We start from the raw sequence: 19,818 nt of genomic DNA on the forward strand, positions 1-19,818 counted from the left end.
ATCAAAAAAGATAGATGTATAAATCATGGATTGGCTGATAGCGGACTTAGAAATGCCAAAAAAGCAGCGTAATACGGGAAATCTTCTTGGGCAACATCTCGAATGGATTATTCCACATCAACTGAACAGGTTGATGCTCGCTTTTATTGTTATTTATTAATTGTAATAACTTATATTCTCCGCAAAACTGGACTTTCTATTTAAATGAACTTAATTTAGGATTATTAGTACCCCCCTCACAATACAGCTGCAAACAATTTACCTTTCTATATTAATTATGAAGCAAAATAAGTCACTAATCATATCATTATTAATATGATTAGTGACTTATTCAAAAACCGCAATTACTTTTGATACGGTTCACCGTACCTAATCAAAATGAGGTTTCACTTTTCATAAATAAAAGAATTGGATTTCTGGACATTCAGTGAAATCTCTCCTAGTCTTCTTAAAAGGAAACTCTATTTATATTCTACCTTTAGACCCGATTGTGTTATGCTTTGATGGAAAGCTAATAGTAACCGTAGTACCTTTACCTTTCGCACTTTGGATATCTATTGTTCCTTTATATTTTGCTACAATATTGTAGCAAATCATCATACCTAATCCCGTCCCTTTGCTTTTAAAAGAGTAAAACGGAGTACCTAAAGATTGGACTTCTACTTCTGACATTCCTTGTCCATAATCAATGACTTTAATCTCAACAACATCATTTTTCATACTAGCCGTTATCTCAACCGAATCACCTATTTTGGAGGCCTCAATTGCATTTTTAATTATATTGATTAATAATTGTTTAACTTCTATAGGATTTGCGATGATAACACAATCTTCTATTACATTTAATTCAATATTATTCTCATTCAAAAGTCCATAGGAATGAAGTAAATCTGTTACATTCTGCAGAACATTCTTTACATTAACCGTTTCCGTTCCTTGATCATTATTTGGTTTTGCAACAGATAATAATTGAGAAATCACGTGCTCAGCAGCATTCAATTCACCAATCATCAAAGCAAAGTGTCTCTTTATATCATCACTAACTGAAGGATCTTTTTCGTTTAGCTCCAAAAATCCTTTAACAACTGTCAAAGGGTTTCTGATTTCATGAGCAACAGCAGCTGCTAGTTGGCCAGATATCTTCAAACGCTCTGTCTGTTTTATTTTTTCATAATATAATTGCTGTTTTTTAATTCGTCCATACGATACATAAAATACACAATAGATAATCACTTGACTACCTATAAAATTTATAACATTTCCTGTTAAATCTTGTTTTATAAAGCCAAATTCATTCCCTTGATCAATTAATATAATATAACTAAAAGTAAACATTATTGATATACCGTTTAATAGTAAAGAAAAGTAAAAGAGCTTTGCATCAAAAAACAAGATAGCGATTATGGGAATAAAACATAGAAAGATAAAGTTGGACCCAGTCGCTGGATATAAAAAGAAAATAGTATAAAAGTAAGACGATGCTACTATTATGAGTATTATTCTAAAAACATGGGTTACATATCTAGGATAAAGCAATAAACAGAAAGATAGCATGACCACAAATGTAACATGTAAGATAAAGCCACTCCCATGCTCACCCATACGTGGATTATCAATAAATAACCCCATGATCATGATGGTTATTACAATTAACATTGCACTATAGTATATTTTTTTATTTATTTGAGTATCCATTCCCTTCATACATACCCCTTGTTTAATCGTTTATTGGATATCTCTCATTTTACTTAAATATATGTTTTGGATTTCCTATGTATATTATCATACCATTTCAGCATACAATTACATCTTAATTTGAAAATTGTGAAATAGGTGAACTAGGTTAGGTAAAGCGATATTTTTAGTTGTACGGAGAGGGAGAACCGTTAAGGTAAAGAGCAAATCCCTAATGTTTATTGGACCTATTTTAACAAGTAATCTACCTCAATTTTGCTCTTATGGTCTGCCTTTGAAATGAAAAAAAGAGGAGCTATATGCTTCTCTTCTAAAGTGATTTTTACTATTTCAACTTCAAATAAATGTATGCCACTATCTAATTGCCTTGAATGCTATCAGTCTAATAGAAATTGATTTTAGTTATTTAATCGTCGAAAAACCTCATTTATTTATGATACCGTTCACCTTAATATAGCTTAGTGCGGTTTCTATATTATACTTATATACAAATCTAATGACGTCTCTACTTCTTTTACGACAAGCTCTATATGTTGATTTTTTCAAGTAGCGTTCTCTACACTTATTTCATTAAATATTGTTCTTTTATATTTTTTTTATCCTCATACATACGTACATCGCAAGTATGATAGAGATGCTCATAATCTATGCCATCTTCTTCAACAAAAACAATTCCAATACTTGGTACAATTTCAATTTCGATGTCGTCCTGCTTATACAAGTTAACTTGGAATGCATAACGCGCCTCGTTTATTTGCTTTAAAAACTTTTCCTTCGATTCAATTTGCTCAAAAAACATGACAAATTCATCGCCACCTAAACGTGCTAATATATGTGGCTTTGGTAAATTTTCACCCCAGCAATTCGCCGTAAAAATTAACACATTGTCCCCTGTTTGATGACCGTATGTGTCATTGATTTCTTTAAAAAAGTTTAAATCACATATCATTAATGCACCGTCTTTTTTTCTGGACTGTGCCAACTGTCGTTTTACTTCTTCCTCGAAATAAGTACGATTATATATACCTGTTAGTACATCGCGATGAGCTAAATGTTCATTTAAATTTCTACGCTGAAACTCCAAGGTTACTTCGTGTACCATACAATAATAATACGTTTCGTCTGCTATATTGACTTTAGATGCATCAATCAAAACAATGTTTTCAACTCCATCTTCATTTAAGTAATTAATCCGATAACCTTTGATGTATAATTCTTCATCTAAATGCGCAAACAAATAATCTAATGCAGTTGGCTCATTCGTATAATTGAAATAATTTCGGAAATCCGTATTTACTCTCATATGATAATCCAACTTCCCGCTCTCATTGACCTCTAGCACTCGCTTATTTTTATCGAGTATAACAATCGGTGTAGCGGAAGTTTCCATAAGGGAAGAATAACGCTTTACAGCACTTGATACTAAATTTAGCTTTACCATTAAATACGAAATGAACGTACATATTAATACCATCAACAATAATGCTGGTGTAGCTGGCATTACATAATTTAAGTGAATTAAATCTAACTGCCAGAGAACTACTCCGGCAAACATAATAGTGGTAAACGATATGCATACTTTAAAGAACAAGCGATAATCGGTAGTCTTTGCATATTTGTAGCCTACATATAAAAGAACTAAAATAACGGCACACACTCCAATATTCGCCATGGCAGAAATGTATCCGAAGCTACCATCTTGACCAAGCCGGTTATCTACAGCTACTTGCTTGATGGCACTTTCTAAAAAGCCAACACCAAGCATCAAAATACAGAAGCCGTATAAAACGTGAGGCATCCATGACATTTTGGTCAGTTTCATTGTTTTTACAATGTCATATATTATATGAATAATGAGTACAAAGCATAAATTAAAGGCAACTAACACAATGTAAAGATGTAAAAAACGACTAAATTCCGTTGGCACAAGTACGGAAATATAATCAAACGTATAGCCAATAGCACTAAAAAAAATACTTGTTGCTAACAATCTTGCTCTTTTATAAGGAAACGATTTTACTAACATATATGTACCTAAAATATATAAATATATACTAGGTATCACAAACACTAATACATTACGCATTGCCATTTCTGTACTCATACAACACCCCCTACCTTAACAAAATATGTAATAATTTATTTATTATAACAATTTGTTTTTCAAAACAAAAGATATATTACTAGCTAGAATTTTAATATGAAGACATCGTTTATATGTAATTTTATGTTGGAATTAAGAAGAAATATACAACTCAAAAACAAACCCCTTTAGACCGTTGTCAGTTCAACGTTCTAAAGGGGTTTTTCAGAAACCGCACTTACTTATAATAAGATTCATCGTACTATATATCAAATTCCTAATATACTTCACAATTAAAACATAGAACCCTTATTTTTCTTAATTCATTTCAGATAAACCCCAAAGTTGAACAATTAAAATTACATGCTGCCCCATCGAACATTCCCAATCGAATTCACATGCAATCACTGCATAGAAGAATCCCCTAACTCAACTTCCCCTTCTCCGCCTTCCTCGCAAAATACCGATTCAACCTAAATTCACATATCTCTTTAACCCATCCATACATTTATTTAATACATCTATTTTAGCAAACTATGTTCTATTTCATATATGATATCTTTCATCCTTTAACTTTAATTAAATTTCCATATTTATTCCAGAACACAAATACCTTATACTAATTACAAGGAGGAATGAACATGTTTAAGCAATTCATGAAAAAAGTTAAAAATACGATTGAATCACATAAAGATTACCAAAATGCGACAGGAAATTCTTTTCTAGATGTCGTTACGAATAAGGGGCTGTTCGGGGAGTATTTATCTAATTTTGCTCTAAATGATGTACAAGGAACGAGCAGAACCCTTTACAATATTTATATCCCGAAAAAGAACGGAAAACCAACCGAAATTGATTTAGTGTTTATTCATGAGACAGGCATTTATGCTATCGAGTCCAAAAATTATTCGGCATGGATATATGGTAATGGTGATCATAAAAACTGGACACAAGTATTCCCAAATCGCAAAAAATATTCTTTCTATAACCCGATTAAGCAAAACGAAACACATATCCGCGCCTTGCAACATGTCTTACCGAACATCCCTACCGAGGCATATACGAACTTAGTCGTATTCAGCGAACGCTGCGAACTAAAGAAGATTCACTACACACAACAGCAAACACATGTTATTAAACGCCCTGCCCTTCGCAAGTTAATAGAAGAGCTAACAAATAAAAACCCTAATCTGTTCACAACGGCCGAAGTCATTAAAATTTATACGGATTTAAAAAAATTCGCTGTTACAGATCCAGCTATCATTGAACAGCATCAGCAAGATATAGCACAATATAAGAAATAAGACTCCATGACTTCCTACTCTTCTATCAAGTTATTTCACAATCTGCTCAACGCATTCTTTAAAAAGTGGATAAAAACTAATACTTCTTCTGATTCTACTTTTGTTAATACATACGTATAGGAGGTTGGTGGAGTTATTTTATCTGCTTTTATCTCTACCAACTTATTCGTTGTTAGCTCTTCTTTAATCATAGTAATGGGTAAATATGAAATGCCGAGGCCTTCTTCGATAAAACGTTTTGTCACTTCTATTTGATTTACTTTCATCGTTCGAACAGTTGGATAATGTCTCTTAATATCGTTTAAAAGATAATCCCAATAATCGGGATGATTATGTGTAACCAACCGATATTTATGTATTGCTGTTTGTTCGTCAAGGTCAGATGCCTCTTTACAATTAGGCCCAACTAAAATGACAGGTTCTTTATGAACAGTATTAACTTTAATATTTGTTTGAATAGGAAGTAGCCTTGACAATCCTATATCTGCTTTTCCGACACTGATTTCTTCGCCTATCTCATAAGATTTCAATATATTTATAATGACCTCTATATTTGGATGTTCATTTATAAAATGACGCACTAAAGAGGGAAGAAATGAGGATGCAATTTGTGGTGCAGTAGCAATAACTAACTTTCTATTATACCCCTGTTTCCAAGATTCAAATTCTTCCATTCCTTCCTCATACTTCATTAAAAGCTCTGTCGCATATGAATAGAACCTATGACCTGCTGACGTGAGAATTACTTTAGTTCCTACCCTTTCAAATAATTGAATATTCAGACTTTCTTCTAACCTTTTAATATGTTTAGTTACAGCAGGTTGAGTTAGAAAAAGTTCTTCTGAGGCTTTTCTAAAATTCTCAAACTTTGCTGTAACAACGAAAGTCTTTATCCACTTAATATCCATATATACCTCCACATTAATAACGATTTGTTATTGAAAAATCATTTTTTCGTTAATACCTATTATCAATCTTTTCAATTATAATTCAATTAACAAATATATACAGCAAGGAGAGAATGGATATGGAAACATTTCAAGGTACAAAAGATTATTGGGATGCCAGTTTATACGATGGTAAGCATTCATTTGTTTCAAAATATGGGAATAGTCTGGTGGAATTATTAGCTCCCAAGGATGGAGAAAGAATTCTTGACCTTGGTTGCGGAACTGGAGATTTAGCTGGTACGTTATATGAGTGTGGTGTGGAAGTTGTAGGTGTAGATAAATCTGAAAGTATGGTGAAACAAGCCATTAGTAAATACCCGCATATACAGTTTTTTGTCCAGGATGCAACGAACCTAGTATACGATTGTGAATTTGATGCGGTATTTTCAAATGCAACACTTCATTGGGTACAGCCACCTATTAAAGCCGTACAAGCTATCTATCATAGTTTGAAACAAGGCGGAAGATTTGTTGCTGAATTTGGAGGAAAAGGCAACGTACAAACAATTACTGCTGAAATCATTCGACAAATAAAAAATTCAGGATTTGAATTTAAAGCAGAACAGTTTCCTTGGTTTTATCCAAGTATTGCAGAGTATACGAAGTTAATGGAAGAGGTAGGGTTTAGAGTGACATTTGCTCAACACTATGATCGACCAACACAATTGGATGGAGAGAATGGATTAAGCAATTGGATTAATATGTTTGGCGGTATGCTATTTGCTAATATTCCTGAACATACAAAAGGTCAAATAATCGAAAATGTTGAAAACAATTTAAAAGAAACTTTGTATCAAGAAGGAAATTGGATCGCAGATTATAAAAGGATTCGTGTAGTTGGAGTAAAATAAAACTGAGCTAATGAACGGAAGCGCTTATACTTATACACTAATTGTACCCAAATGGGAATATAGACGTACCTATGATAGATCATTATGCTATCTATATATTAGGGTGAAAACTTATCTGCTCCGTGTTCCTATATAATTGTAATTATAGGAAACATCTTTTCTTAGTGATTTTTGAGAAGTTGTGCTATATTCAAAGGGTCAGGAGTGAGTTGATGAAAAAGGTTTTAACAATTATGGCGATAATTCTTGTTTTACTCGGAGCAGCTGGCTATGCTGTGTGGCATTTTGGCACAAATATCGCTTCCGAAAAAATAATCGAAAAAGTGGAATCTACTTTAGATGACGAAAATCTAGCAGAAGTAAAATCCTATATCGAGAACGATTCAAAGATTCAAGAAATTGTAAGCGAGGCAGCATCTACAAATCCGGATACTCTTCCCTTCCAAACTAAAGAAGAAGCGACACGTGTGTTAATAAAAAAAGTGGGCGTTAATCGTTTACTTGATATTCAGGAACAAGTGCAAAACGGTTCAATTAGTCAGGATGAAGTATTATCCGAAATTGAAGGTAAACTGTCTGAGGATGAAATTTCTGCTTTAAAATATGTTTTATATACGGAATTGAATAAATAAAATATCCCCACATCTTAAGCAAAAAGGAGTGCCCAAAAAGTGGGTCACTCCTTTAAATGTATAAAATTTAACGTTTTTCTTCTATTCCTTCATCGTCTGTCCAACATTCAACGTCTCCAATATTAGGTACGTTTTTCTTATAGAATACTGGATCTTTCCCTTGCTTACGTTGGATTAAATAATCATCAATAACTGGTTTTGCTACTTTCCAAAGTAGTAAAATCGCGATTAAGTTGATGATGGCCATAATGCCCATAAATAGATCCGCTAAATCCCATACAACTTGTACTTTTGCAACTGAACCAAACATGACAAAGAGTACGACAAATATACGGAAGATAAATAAGCCATTTTTGGATTCTTTAATAAATCCAATATTCGATTCACCGTAGTAGTAGTTACCAATCACTGTACTAAAGGCAAACATAAGGACAATGATTGCTAAGAAGCTCCCTGCCCAATCACCTAGATTACTCACTAACGAAGCTTGCGTTAAATTGACGGACGTCGCGTCAGATTGCAGATACGCATCACCCAATAATACGATGGCAGCCGTTGCAGTACAAACTAATAATGTATCAATAAATACACCAAGTGCTTGAATCAAGCCTTGCTTTACGGGGTGAGAAACTGATGCTGTTGCTGCTGCATTCGGTGCAGAACCCATCCCTGCTTCATTGGAGAATAAACCACGTTTAATCCCGTTCATAATCGCTGCCCCTAACATGCCGGCAAAGGCTTCTTCCAATCCAAAGGCAGATTTAATAATAAGGACAAACACATTCGGAAGTTCTGAAATATTGATGATGACCACAACAAGTGCAATGACAATATATAAAATCGCCATAACCGGAACAACGACTTGAGTGAAGCTGACAATTCGCTTTAACCCACCAAAGACAATGATGCCTGTTAAAGCAGCCATGATTAAACCTACTACAACACGATTAGCACCAAAGCTTTCTTCAAAAGCAATTGAAATCGTATTAGCTTGTACGGCATTAAAAACAAAGCCGTAAGTAACGGTAATAGCAACCGCAAAAAGAATGCCCATCCACCTTTTATTTAAACCTTTTTCCATATAATAGGCAGGACCGCCACGGAACAATCCAGTACGGTCGTCTTTCACTTTATATACTTGTGCTAATGTACTTTCAATCAGTGCAGATGCTCCCCCAATTAGCGCAATCATCCACATCCAAAAGACAGCACCAGGACCGCCAAGAGCTATCGCCGTTGCAACCCCCGCAATATTACCCGTTCCAATACGAGAAGCCGCAGATATTGTAAAGGCCTGGAAAGAAGAGATCCCCTTTTTTCCCGACTTATCTTTTGGCGCTGCTTCTGTTATAAGCTTAAACATTTCTGGAATTAATCTAAATTGAATAAATTTCGTTTTAAAGGTAAAAAACAAACCCGTTCCTACTAACAATACAATTAATACATACGAATATAAAACTGTATTTATTTCACCTAGAATACTACTAAACCAATCCATACATTCACTTCCTTCATTTAATAGAATGTCCTGTTCACCCCATAGGAACAAAAATTAGAAAATAAACTATTTCTGACTTTTGCCACGCTCTTCTTCCCATACACGTTATAGCCCGATTCATTTTAAAACAATCGGCGAATACGGATAATAAAAATCTGACAATTCAAAAATCGAAGAAGAGGAGAAGAAACTGCTAGGAAAACAGCACGAAACCTTATAATACAAGCTAAGTCCGTTACCTTAAAAAGCATCCTCGGAACAGAAACCATTTTTCATTATACTAAAAAAACACCATTTTTTTCAATGAAAAATGGTGTTTTCGAGATTTAAATTGTCATTTATCAGAAATTTGATTTGTTTGGTTAAATTCTTGATATTCTTTCGTGCCATTACTTTATTTTCTGTTATATATAATGGATTTCTCTAAATGAAACAAGATGATTTTTTAGGCTATTGTCTCAAAGATTGTTACTTTTCAAAGATGCTACAGGAATATATTGGAATTTATGTAACCATCCTAAATTATTAACGTCTAATTATGTGGAGGGATGATCTTGAAACATTTCATTGTATTTATTAGTATATTCTTCATTTTAATTGCAGGTTGTTCAAACGAGATTGAAGTTGAAAGAAATGAGATTTTAGTACAAAAACGTGTTGGAGAAAAAAAGGTATATGAGCATTCCAAAACGATTACCGATAATGCTACAATCGAAAAAGTTGAAGCTATTCTTGAAGATATCCGTTGGGAAAATGCAGAAGTAAGTATGGTATCCCCTCCACATTACAAATTCAGTTTGGAAGGAACCGATGAACAGGCGAAGGTCATTTATTCCCTTTGGATTAGCCCAAACAAAGATAAAGTGGAGCTTGTTGTAGAAGGTGAAAGTAAATATGGCCAATTAAGCAAGAGTACATCCGCCAAATTATTTGAGCTACTTACAGGTGAAAAATTATCTGACGTAGAGTAAATAGTACGAGACAGAGTAAATTATTGAGGCCTATTTACTATGAATCTCCCACCAATTTTATCATTAGATTTTTGACACACTAACATTCGCATATGTTCCACATAATTTTCAACTACTACTTTTTTTCTAATCCAAGTTGCAAATCGTTAAATGATGGCGAAAATTGAACACTTTAATAAGAAGCTTAACCATTATAAAAACTCATGAGCAGTATTGTTACTACCCATGAGTTTTGCTTATGCATGTTTCATAGCATCCATTGCCATTTTCAATTATGTCTATGAGGGTTACAGCTTGTTAGAATTAAGCACATTGTATTAAAAATAAGGGTGTAGTCACACTAAATGACCTCTTATACATAGATAGGGGGTGTCTAGAAAGTAAAAACCTTCAGAACACCCCCTCCAATCCTACTCATCGTTAACGTCGTTCTAAATCTTGGTAATCTTTCATATACGGTCCGTCCTCTGCCACATATGAATGATACAATGCCTTTACTGCAAAATTTTTCTCTAAACCCATTTCAGCTTTTAGTTTTTTTAACTCATCATGTAACTCACGATGTTCATTGATAAGCTTGAGCATGATTGATTTATTATATTTCATTCTATCCGTCCTTTTAGTTGATGACTTGAATAATGACAACTTTTAAATAGTTAAATTCCGGGAAATTATGTGGCACTGTAAAATCCTCGGGCAACTGATGTTGTTCTAGTATTTTGTAACGTGTATTTGTCTCTTTAAATGCTTTATCAATAAACGTTTTAAATTTTTTCATGTCAAAGCTGGCGTTATTCGTTGAAGCGATTATCACACCATGATCATTCGTAATCGCAAGCGCATCCTTTAAAAGCTTCGGATAATCTTTTGCTGTACTAAAGGTCATTTTCTTTGTTCGTGCGAAACTCGGTGGATCAAGCACGACCACATCAAACTTCAAATCATGACGCTTTGCATAGCTAAAGTAGTCGAATACGTTCATCACTTTAATATCTTGTGATTCATAATCGATCCCATTCACTGCAAATTGTTCGATTGTTTTAGCTAAGCTCCGTTTAGCTAAATCAACACTCGTCGTACTTAATGCGCCACCAAGTGCTGCTGCTACCGAAAATGCGCCTGTGTAAGAGAATGTATTTAACACGGTTTTGTCGATTGCATAGTGATCGCGTAGTGCTTTACGAACATTCCGCTGATCAAGGAAAATCCCTGTCATTGCCCCATCGTTTAAATCAACCGCAAAGTTCATGCCATTTTCCATGACGATTAATGGGAAATCACCCTTTTCACCTGATACGTAATCATCTTGCTCTACATATTGACCGTTCGTATTAAATCGTAATTTTTCATAAACACCGCGTGTATTCAGTGCAATATTTAACGCTTCATACACGACATCACGGAAAGCATACATTCCTTCACTATACCAGCTCACCATATAGAAGCCATTGAAGAAATCAATTGTTAAGCCACCAATTCCATCACCTTCTCCGTTAAATACACGGAAAGCCGTCGTGTCTTCTGATGCAAAAAAGTCAGCACGTTTTTCTGCCGCTTCACGAATTTTTTTCGTGAAAAAGCGCACATCGATAACTTCTTTTTGTTTGCGTGATAGTACCCAGCCGATGCCTTTGTTTTGCTCACCATAATAGCCTGTCGCCATATAACCACCTTGTGCATCTAATAATTGTACAATCGTTCCTTCTGCAATCGGCACCTCGGGTATGTCTACAGCTTCTTTTAAAATAAGCGGATAGCCATTTTGCATTTGCTTAATAAATTTTGATTTTACGTATATTTCGCGTATTTGTTCCATCGAGTCATCCTAACTATTTCATAATCTATCTATTATGGCATGTTTCACAGGAAAAGGCGAAGAAATTAAGTATTTTATTCTTGCGTCCTAAAAGAGTTGTATTTACTTGAGCGGCTGGCTTGGAGGTGCACATAAAAAACAGCCAACTCCTTATTGGATAATTTACGCGGGTTGGCCACACTTTTACGCGTTTCACCTCATTTATTCTAAAAAAGAGTCAGCTATCTCTTTTAGATAACTAACTCTCCTAGACATTCATTTAATAAGGATTCGTTGCGATAAAGCTTGCTGTTTTCACGTAAATACGTGGATTTAGCTTTAATTGGTTAACGATGAATTCGGCAATATCTTCTGGTTGCATGATTTTCGAGTCATCGTTTTCTTTAATTAAGTTCGCTTCCATTGCTAAATCGGTTGCTACTGTGCTTGGAGTTAAAGCCGATACGCGAATATTGTTGCGGCGAACTTCTTGTGCCAGTGATTCTGTAAAACCAATGACCGCAAATTTCGATGCACTATAAGCACTTGATGTAGCCGCACCGTTTAATCCAGCTGTAGAAGAAATATTAATAATATCTCCACCATTTTTTTCGATTAATTGAGGGAGCACGGCACGCGTTACGTAGTATGTGCCCATTAAATTTGTATCAATAATTTGCTTCCACTCCGCTGGATCCATGTCCATCACCTTACCGAATGTACCCGTTCCCGCATTGTTTATTAAAATATCGGCAGGCCCTAAATCGTTTGTTAGTGAAGAAATCGCTGCATCGACTTGTTCTTTTGATGAAATATCAGCCGTTGCATACGCTACTTTCACGCCTAAGCTTTCAATTTCAGTTGCTACTTCCTTTAACGTTGCTTCTGTTTTCGCAAGTAACCCTACGTGTACGCCCTCTTTTGCTAAGTAAAGCGCTGTCGCTTTTCCAATTCCTCTTGCTGCACCCGTTACAAATGCTACTTTTCCTTGTAAATTTTGCGCCATTTTAAGCAGCTCCCTTCCAAAATATCTATAAAATTCATTTTCATTATACTATAGTAAAATATTTTTTGCTAAAAGCCCGCATTGCATTTGTATTAAAAAAGTTAAGGTTTCTCGCGTGTTATTTTTTATCCTGCAAAAATAATCATCCCTTTTTTTCGCACCGATTTCGCCATTTAACGAAATCGATATACGACTTATAAATAATTAAGTGTCAATTCTCGTGGTTGGCGCTTATTTACAATTAAGTTGTATATGAAATTAAGTATATTTAAGTTTTGCTGTTTTTTAAATGATGGAAAAATAATTTCTTACACAAAAACAATAACATCCCTGGCCGCTGTCAGCTATGTTACACTAACCGTATAAAGGAGGTTGTCCGTATGCAACAGCTACAATTGGAAGCATCTTGGGACAAAGCATTGTCCACGCAAGACCGAGAGCATATTAAAAAACTTTTTAATGAAACAAAGCAGCAACATTATTCTACGATTGTTTTTGCTCCGATTCGGGAAGCTATAAATCATCGAAATGAGTTATTAGTTACCGTATTAGTGCATAATTTTACGTCATTTCCGTTCACGTTCGAAAACACACGACTCGTCTATTCGAACGAACAAGCGGTACTTGCAGAGCAGGCATTTACGTTACCTGCACTTACGATTCCAGCAAACGTTAGCATGCCGTGGACGTTTATTTTTCCGCCAGGGAGCTATACACAAGGGGCTTCTCTTTGGAACGGGCGGTTAGACATCCAATAGCGCCCCTAAAAACGGTCTACACCTTTAAAAAACATTTAATTTTAGGAGGGCGACTATTTGAGTCCAGGTGAAAATATTTATTTTTCGCTACTTGGTTTTGGTGTACTAATGGCAATTATGATCATTTGGCTCATTTTGCGAAAGCGAAAAAAACTGGTGATTGGCATTACAAGTGCTTTAATTATGGGCTATGCTAGCTACTATCTCTACTACCCTACATTAAAAGTGAATACGCATGCAGAACGCTATCAGCAACTCGAAGCCTATTTGGAAAAAACATATCCTGATAAACAACTCGCCATTTCCCCGCAACATTATGAACCAGGATATAGAGTTGGTGAGTTCCGAGTGAATGATAGCAAAACACCTTCAATGGGCGTGTCATTACGTGTAGATCAACATGGGCAAGTATCCCAATTTGCTACTTGGTCCAATACAAGTTATCCAACGCAAAAGAGCTATGGCGAGAAATTGCATTCCATTACGGAGAAAACTATTCATTAGATAAAGAAATAGCTAAAATTACGCAAAAAGCTGAATGGATAGATGGTGAACTGACAGCATTTGCTCTTACGATTAATGATGCACCTTCCATTGCCATTTTCAATTATTCGCATGAGGGTTATAGCTTTTTAGAATTAAAAGAAGGTGAACGTGGGCAATTTGTTTCTGTCGAATTAGACGACTATCTATTCATATATATTGATGAACACTACGAAGGCGAAGATGTTACGATTCATTCCGAAACTGGTGGCTCATATACGCTAAATGCTTTAGAGCAAAAAGGACAATTAATTGTAAAAATAATCCATAACTAGCTTTCTTACACGTATATCAATATGAATGTAAGAAATGCATAAAAGGCATTCTATAAAAAATGAGCGCTGCGTGAATCGTATCCATGAAGTATATGAAGGCAATCCACACAATTTAAAAGATTTTACGAAGCAAGATAGTATCATACTAAATATTCAACGTGCCTGTGAAGCGAGCATTGATCTAGCGATGCATATTGTTAGTGAACTGCCAAAGACGATTCGTGAAGGATTTAAGCTATTACAAGAGGCGGGTCTAATTGATGGGGATTTAGCGAAGACGCTGATGAATATAGTTGGCTTCCGAAATATTGCCGTCCATGATTACCAAGCATTAGAGCTTGAGATTTTAGAGGTGATTTTAGAAAAGCATATTGATGATTTTAAGGATTTTACAAAGGTCGTGTTACAGCTTGAAACATAGTTATTTTAAGTTAAATGAAGAAGATATTTTACACATTGTGAAGGATTTTTTATTGCAACAATTAAATTCAGAACAATCGCAAGGAAACCTAGCTCTAGTACAAGCTTCTAAAGACGAACTCCATTTAGTCGCAGCATTTTCAAATATCGAGGACGACTCGATCCAACAATTAGATTTACAATCACTTGGCAAGACAATTGACTATAATGGGCCTATATCTTCTTTAACAGATAGTAATTTTATAGATACAAGTTCTACTGAAACAAAAGAAAAAGTTCAACAACTGTTACAAAAATTAAAAGACGAAGGAATCGAGTAGCATTCCCTCGTCTTTTTTATAACCGCAACTAATGTAAGTACGGTTTGTTATACTGCACTCAAATATAAATCTAATGAAGCTTCAACTTCCTTCGCAACTAGTTCAACAAAGTCCGTATAATCCTCTGTCGTATGTGCCTTATCTAAAGCATTATAGTATGCTAAACGATTCTCTACTCGAATAATAATTGGCGGATAACCAGATTTCATTAACTCTAAGTTTAATAACAATCTTGATGTACGACCGTTCCCATCAATAAACGGGTGAATGCCAACAAAAATGGCATGCAGCATTGCACCTCGAACGATTGGATGTGAATTCTGTGCTTCTCCGTCATACCAACTCATTAAAGCGTCCATCTGTTCTTGAATTTTAAACGGTGGTGGCGGTGTATGGACAGCACCTGATATAAACACTTGCTGATCACGGTACACACCTGCATAACCATCGTCAATTCCCTTTAACACTAATCGATGTAAATTTTTAATTTGCCATTCTGAAAATGGCTCTTCTTTTCGTACAATATCTTCAACATATGAAATCGCATCTCGGTGGTTAATCACTTCTAAGTGCTCTCGCATCGTTTTACCACCAACCGTAATACCTTCAAGCACTACCTTTGTTTCATTAATCGTTAGCGTATTTCCCTCGATGGCATTTGAGTTATACGTCCATTCTAAAAACAACTTTTCACGTAAACTTTGTACCGTATATTTTGGTAACGGGCGTTTCGCATCTAATTGTTGCTTTTTTATATCGATTTGTCCGAACACTTTTTCATCTCCTTATAGAGGATCTATTATTTCCTATCATAATATAAATAACGACAGAAACGAAATTTATCTGATTCTCTTTATCTTAAAAAATTATCTACAAGTTATTTTACTGAAAACTTTTTATATATTAAATCGTATATAATAAAACAATGTTGCTAATTTAAGGGATATACATCAATGACTCTTCCATCTATTATATTAGGCTTATTCTTTTTATTTTCTATCGGTATGTTCATCTTTAAATTTTTTGAAACCGAAAAAACAGAAGAAATTAGCCGTAGCATAAGTGGTGCTCCATTTTGGGTTATTATTATTTGGGGCATTATCGCTGAACTCCCCTATCAAGTAAGAAAGACAATCTATATCATCCTTTTATTTCTTTGTAGCATTTTATTTGGTGCACTATTTGTTAGATCTATCGTAAGTGGATAAAATATAAATACCACCTAAAACGTTATCAAATCAACATTTTAGGTGGTGATATATGTGCTAACAAATGCAATTAAACAACTATTGATTAAAAAGTTAACGCAAGCACTACAAGCATCCACAGCAAAAACAGAAGAAAACTTTCATTCACCAAGGTGGTATCTTTTGCTTGATCGAATTAAGTTAACGGGTGAGCGTGTGTAATCGCTCGCGCAGCATAATAGCCACTCAGTGCGGAGGATAGTGTACCTGGCCCTGGAAATGATTGTTCCCCTACAATGTACAATTGTGGTAAGGATGAACGCACGCTTTTAGGTTTTACGATAGCATTTCTTACTGTTAAAGGAAAACCACCTACACCAGATTTGCCGATAAATTTTTTATACGTTAAGGGGGTGCCTGCTTCTGCATAGATTAAATAGTCTTCTATATTCACGACTTTTTGAATTTCTGACAAGATCGCCTCGGTTAATTGTTGTTTTTTCACTTTATATTCTTCTTTTGAATACTGTCCCCACTGCTCCACATTTGCATGAATGGAGCAAGTCATCATGATTTCTCCATCAACTCGTTCATTATGTTGATTGTACGCTGGTTGGAAGGTGACATACACAGGGCCATGTCCGTCTGAAAATAACACATCATGTTCTTTACTTGGTACAATTTGAAGGGCAAAAGGAAGCTGCCTTGCATTCAGCTCCTGATGCCAAAATGCATCTTTCAGAAGTGCATCTACACGAAAAGCCCCCCAAGAAAATGTCTTAGATTCTGCATGACTCGTACCTCGCCCAAAAGAAATACCTGTATTATTAATGACTATATCATAGGCTCCATTCCGCTTCTTACTCGTCACATGCCAATTTTTCTGTTCATAAATAATTTCTTTCACAGGAGAAGCTACCATCACTTCACCACCAAGCTGAACAATTCGTTGTGCTAATGCTTCGCTTAATTGCCCCATTCCTTTGTCGATGTAGAAGCTACCTCTTCTATAAATTGTTAATGCTAGACTAGATGGCAATAAAGCCGCTTTGGTGCAGTCAGTTTGTGCTGCATCCATTAACTGTGCATCCAAAAACTGCCGTAGTGGCTCATAGGATTGTAGGTTATATTTACGCAATAAATCCTCCACTGTCCATGTCGCGTAGCGTGCCAAACGTACCATCAATTGTGGATGAGTGAGAGCATAGCGTGGTAATTGACCTAGGTCATACATACGCTGAATCGGCATGGAAACCCCTGTGGCTGTCACTGCATATACTATTTCACTGATCTGTTCGAGTTTTTGCCAAAAGCTGCTGACAGCTTGTCTTCTTTCAGGTAATGCATGTGACAATTCTTCATCCCACTTTGTCGCATCTCGATAAATCGAAATTTTGCGATCTTGTAAGATGACGTCCATAGGATGATGCAACATATCGAATGGTAGCTTTAGTTGCAGTTCGTTAAATAATGTGTCCAATAAACCACGTTCTTCTAATCCAAAGGCAATCGTCGCACCTGTAGGAAAAATACGTCCTTTTCGTGCATACCAACCTGCAGACCCACCTACTGTTGTCGCCTTTTCGAGAACGGTTACACTATAGCCTTTTTGAGCTAATAGGGCCCCTGCCATTAACCCGCCAACGCCAGCACCAATGACACAAACGGTTTTACTCAAGAAGATCCCCTCTCTTCCTTTCTAAACGCTTCACAATTTTTTCCAATCTTACGTAATTATAACGCTGCTCAATAATAAAAGGAATATGGACAATGCGGGCTCAAATAGGATTTCACTGATTAAAAAAATCCAATTGGAGGTGATTGCTTGAGTAAATTTAATCCAGAAAAACTCTCTGTAGAATACAAGCATGGTGTTACTGCTACGGAACCTGTTATTCCAAGACGTTACACACTCACTCACTCGGATGTAACTGGCGATTTATTTTTAACAATGGGAACTCATTATGCCTGGGATAAAATCGACCCTACAATGAGAGATGAAGTATTAGGTGAATGGAAAACAAACGGAGGTTTCTTATATTACTGTGTTTATGTATATATCGATCAAGGAGAACATGACCAAAATACAGCAGCAAAACGCATAGCCATATTCCGGCGTGAATTACCACTTGCATTAACAGCTATTCGATACGGGGATAGATTTTTATTCGACGCATACCCTCATCTAAATCATGCCCCCATCATAGTGAACTATATGTCGGCCTATCCTCAGTTTGCTAGACAAGAAAATCGGGGGACTTTCCAAAGTTTTTCCATAAACTGATTATCTATTACTTTATTTAAAAACTTATTTGCATCCCAAATGAAGCTTTTATTAATCCGCACTTATTTATGACCAGTTCTGTGCAACAAGTATAAGTGCGGTTTTTTATTTTAAGCTTTCTTATAAAACAAAGGGCGGTGATAGTATGCTAAGTAAAGACTCCGAATATTGATCCCATGTCTTCAACTTTTCAACACTATAGTTTACAAAGCAATCGTGAGCATTCCCTTTATCATCTATTACTCAGCTTCTAAAATAGCTTCTATCTCTATCCAATGTGTAGGCTGTCCTTCAGCAATACCTAACATAAAATCAATTTTCACAATAACATTCTCAAATGTATAAGTACCTTCCATTTCACTATACAAATTAACATAATCCACACTGAAATACTTATAGCCGTCTTCCTCTTTATAACACCATACTTCATCCGCCTTCTGTACATCCACACCAAAAGATTGTAGAAATTGCACTAGCTTTATATTTTTCACAATCTTTTCAGCATAAAAAAGACAGTTTTCACAACCACAGTGATTTTTGTCACCCACACTGTATTTAGTAGAAAATATTTTCTGATTTTGTTCCTGAATAGTCATTTCAATTCCTAATCCCCCAATAAACATTAATCGCCTGTTCTAAAAATCATTCAGGCTGTTTTTACATCGCCCTATTTCAAATGAACGATTATTCCCTAATTAAAAATCTACGGTCCCCACTCAGGGTCTATATACAATACTTCAATTTCATAATCTCTCATGCCATGTACGTCGAGTAGCTTTCGGAAATAGACTTCCGTTTCGCGTATAACATGTGGGTTGGCTATGTGAACATATACTATATGGTCCCCGCCTCCCATCGCATGCACCCCTAACAAAGTACTTGCTTCATCCAAAAAATCGCCTTCAAAAAATCGTTGCTCCATCGTTTCTGATTTGCTTTCTGTTAGCACATTGGGCACGATATAATGCATAGCCATAAAGATGATAGAAAGACCTAACGTACGCTTTTTCATACTAGCCCCTCCCGCAATCCATGTCCCTTCATTTTAAAGGAAACATCTTCCAAACACTAGCGGAATAAAAAATAACAGCAAGACGTATCCTGCTGCTAGTTCCTTCCTTTTTCTTGTTGCATTTTTTTCTTTTGTTTGTCTGCTCGGATGTAGGTCATTTCTGCCGATACTAACATCCACACAACAACACCAATTACTAATGCAAGAATTACAAATTTCATGCCATTGCCTCAT

General features: G+C 35.5%; 24 protein-coding genes. 12 read left to right on the plus strand and 12 right to left on the minus strand.

What is annotated here, in order from left to right; all coding sequences use genetic code 11:
* Positions 1–465 precede the first annotated feature (465 nt).
* On the minus strand, positions 466–1,704 hold the full coding sequence (locus AAGS61_RS15180) for an ATP-binding protein (RefSeq protein WP_391373676.1): 1,239 nt from the start codon (positions 1,702–1,704) through the stop codon (positions 466–468).
* A 553-nt stretch (positions 1,705–2,257) separates the two neighbouring features.
* The gene (locus tag AAGS61_RS15185) at positions 2,258–3,799 is read right to left on the minus strand and encodes a sensor domain-containing diguanylate cyclase (protein ID WP_391373679.1); all 1,542 of its coding nucleotides are present in this window, start codon (positions 3,797–3,799) and stop codon (positions 2,258–2,260) included.
* 620 nt (positions 3,800–4,419) lie between these two features.
* Here AAGS61_RS15185 and AAGS61_RS15190 point away from each other — a divergent pair.
* The gene (locus AAGS61_RS15190) at positions 4,420–5,082 is read left to right on the plus strand and encodes a nuclease-related domain-containing protein (protein ID WP_391373682.1); all 663 of its coding nucleotides are present in this window, start codon (positions 4,420–4,422) and stop codon (positions 5,080–5,082) included.
* Positions 5,083–5,117: 35 nt separating this feature from the next.
* Here the strand turns inward: AAGS61_RS15190 and AAGS61_RS15195 are convergent, their stop codons facing one another.
* On the minus strand, positions 5,118–5,990 hold the full coding sequence (locus AAGS61_RS15195) for a LysR family transcriptional regulator (protein ID WP_391373685.1): 873 nt from the start codon (positions 5,988–5,990) through the stop codon (positions 5,118–5,120).
* 119 nt (positions 5,991–6,109) lie between these two features.
* Between AAGS61_RS15195 and AAGS61_RS15200 the strand changes: the two genes are divergently transcribed.
* Complete coding sequence (locus tag AAGS61_RS15200; RefSeq protein ID WP_391373688.1) at positions 6,110–6,883, plus strand: class I SAM-dependent methyltransferase; 774 nt, start codon at positions 6,110–6,112, stop codon at positions 6,881–6,883.
* Positions 6,884–7,095: 212 nt separating this feature from the next.
* Positions 7,096–7,515 (plus strand): hypothetical protein, encoded by a 420-nt coding sequence (locus AAGS61_RS15205; RefSeq protein ID WP_391373690.1) that lies wholly within the window; start codon positions 7,096–7,098, stop codon positions 7,513–7,515.
* Between the two features lie 67 nt (positions 7,516–7,582).
* Here the strand turns inward: AAGS61_RS15205 and AAGS61_RS15210 are convergent, their stop codons facing one another.
* Positions 7,583–9,013: an alanine/glycine:cation symporter family protein gene (locus AAGS61_RS15210; RefSeq protein WP_391373693.1), complete on the minus strand. Its 1,431-nt coding sequence runs from the start codon at positions 9,011–9,013 to the stop codon at positions 7,583–7,585.
* A 554-nt stretch (positions 9,014–9,567) separates the two neighbouring features.
* Between AAGS61_RS15210 and AAGS61_RS15215 the strand changes: the two genes are divergently transcribed.
* The gene (locus AAGS61_RS15215) at positions 9,568–9,984 is read left to right on the plus strand and encodes a hypothetical protein (RefSeq protein WP_391373696.1); all 417 of its coding nucleotides are present in this window, start codon (positions 9,568–9,570) and stop codon (positions 9,982–9,984) included.
* 420 nt (positions 9,985–10,404) lie between these two features.
* Here AAGS61_RS15215 and AAGS61_RS15220 read toward each other — a convergent pair whose 3' ends face one another.
* The 3 genes from AAGS61_RS15220 to AAGS61_RS15230 all read right to left on the minus strand — a co-directional run bounded on the left by AAGS61_RS15220 (position 10,405) and on the right by AAGS61_RS15230 (position 12,785).
* Positions 10,405–10,590: a hypothetical protein gene (locus AAGS61_RS15220; protein ID WP_391373699.1), complete on the minus strand. Its 186-nt coding sequence runs from the start codon at positions 10,588–10,590 to the stop codon at positions 10,405–10,407.
* A gap of 13 nt (positions 10,591–10,603) precedes the next feature.
* Positions 10,604–11,800, minus strand: coding sequence for a class I SAM-dependent rRNA methyltransferase (locus AAGS61_RS15225; RefSeq protein ID WP_391373702.1), 1,197 nt, complete (start codon positions 11,798–11,800; stop codon positions 10,604–10,606).
* 259 nt (positions 11,801–12,059) lie between these two features.
* Positions 12,060–12,785 carry a 3-ketoacyl-ACP reductase gene (locus AAGS61_RS15230; protein WP_391373705.1) on the minus strand — a complete coding sequence of 242 codons (726 nt, stop codon included), beginning with the start codon at positions 12,783–12,785 and terminating at the stop codon, positions 12,060–12,062.
* Between the two features lie 380 nt (positions 12,786–13,165).
* On the opposite strand from AAGS61_RS15230, the gene AAGS61_RS15235 reads away from it, so the two are divergent.
* Genes AAGS61_RS15235 through AAGS61_RS15255 form a run of 5 tightly spaced genes read left to right on the plus strand, consistent with a single transcriptional unit; the run spans position 13,166 to position 15,101 of the window.
* Positions 13,166–13,543: an SLAP domain-containing protein gene (locus tag AAGS61_RS15235; protein WP_391373708.1), complete on the plus strand. Its 378-nt coding sequence runs from the start codon at positions 13,166–13,168 to the stop codon at positions 13,541–13,543.
* A 57-nt stretch (positions 13,544–13,600) separates the two neighbouring features.
* Complete coding sequence (locus tag AAGS61_RS15240; protein ID WP_391373711.1) at positions 13,601–14,047, plus strand: hypothetical protein; 447 nt, start codon at positions 13,601–13,603, stop codon at positions 14,045–14,047.
* Positions 13,969–14,361, plus strand: coding sequence for a hypothetical protein (locus AAGS61_RS15245; protein WP_391373714.1), 393 nt, complete (start codon positions 13,969–13,971; stop codon positions 14,359–14,361). The genes AAGS61_RS15240 and AAGS61_RS15245 overlap by 79 nt, the downstream gene beginning before the upstream one ends.
* 34 nt (positions 14,362–14,395) lie before the next feature.
* On the plus strand, positions 14,396–14,782 hold the full coding sequence (hepT, locus tag AAGS61_RS15250) for a type VII toxin-antitoxin system HepT family RNase toxin (protein WP_391373717.1): 387 nt from the start codon (positions 14,396–14,398) through the stop codon (positions 14,780–14,782).
* On the plus strand, positions 14,772–15,101 hold the full coding sequence (locus AAGS61_RS15255; protein ID WP_391373720.1) for a hypothetical protein: 330 nt from the start codon (positions 14,772–14,774) through the stop codon (positions 15,099–15,101). The genes hepT and AAGS61_RS15255 overlap by 11 nt, the downstream gene beginning before the upstream one ends.
* Positions 15,102–15,148: 47 nt before the next feature.
* Here the strand turns inward: AAGS61_RS15255 and AAGS61_RS15260 are convergent, their stop codons facing one another.
* On the minus strand, positions 15,149–15,874 hold the full coding sequence (locus AAGS61_RS15260) for a Fic family protein (RefSeq protein WP_391373723.1): 726 nt from the start codon (positions 15,872–15,874) through the stop codon (positions 15,149–15,151).
* Between the two features lie 180 nt (positions 15,875–16,054).
* Here AAGS61_RS15260 and AAGS61_RS15265 point away from each other — a divergent pair, with 180 nt between their 5' ends.
* Both AAGS61_RS15265 and AAGS61_RS15270 read left to right on the plus strand, forming a co-directional pair.
* Positions 16,055–16,309, plus strand: coding sequence for a hypothetical protein (locus tag AAGS61_RS15265; RefSeq protein WP_391373725.1), 255 nt, complete (start codon positions 16,055–16,057; stop codon positions 16,307–16,309).
* A gap of 54 nt (positions 16,310–16,363) precedes the next feature.
* Entirely contained in the window at positions 16,364–16,510 is a 147-nt protein-coding gene (locus AAGS61_RS15270) for a hypothetical protein (protein WP_391373728.1), read from the plus strand.
* On the opposite strand, the gene AAGS61_RS15275 is transcribed toward AAGS61_RS15270, so the two are convergent.
* Complete coding sequence (locus AAGS61_RS15275; protein ID WP_391373731.1) at positions 16,485–17,966, minus strand: phytoene desaturase family protein; 1,482 nt, start codon at positions 17,964–17,966, stop codon at positions 16,485–16,487. The two genes, AAGS61_RS15270 and AAGS61_RS15275, sit on opposite strands and share 26 nt — an antisense overlap.
* Before the next feature lie 147 nt (positions 17,967–18,113).
* Between AAGS61_RS15275 and AAGS61_RS15280 the strand changes: the two genes are divergently transcribed.
* Positions 18,114–18,572, plus strand: coding sequence for a staygreen family protein (locus tag AAGS61_RS15280; RefSeq protein ID WP_391373733.1), 459 nt, complete (start codon positions 18,114–18,116; stop codon positions 18,570–18,572).
* 239 nt (positions 18,573–18,811) lie between these two features.
* Here the strand turns inward: AAGS61_RS15280 and AAGS61_RS15285 are convergent, their stop codons facing one another.
* From AAGS61_RS15285 to AAGS61_RS15295, 3 genes are all read right to left on the minus strand, one after another.
* Positions 18,812–19,195 (minus strand): hypothetical protein, encoded by a 384-nt coding sequence (locus AAGS61_RS15285; protein ID WP_391373735.1) that lies wholly within the window; start codon positions 19,193–19,195, stop codon positions 18,812–18,814.
* 80 nt (positions 19,196–19,275) lie between these two features.
* Entirely contained in the window at positions 19,276–19,584 is a 309-nt protein-coding gene (locus AAGS61_RS15290) for a hypothetical protein (RefSeq protein WP_391373738.1), read from the minus strand.
* Positions 19,585–19,679: 95 nt separating this feature from the next.
* Positions 19,680–19,805, minus strand: coding sequence for a hypothetical protein (locus AAGS61_RS15295; RefSeq protein WP_391373740.1), 126 nt, complete (start codon positions 19,803–19,805; stop codon positions 19,680–19,682).
* Between the last annotated feature and the right edge of the window lie 13 nt (positions 19,806–19,818).

The sequence above is a fragment of the Lysinibacillus sp. KU-BSD001 genome, assembly GCF_042920265.1.
In the GTDB taxonomy this organism is placed as follows: domain Bacteria; phylum Bacillota; class Bacilli; order Bacillales_A; family Planococcaceae; genus Lysinibacillus_B.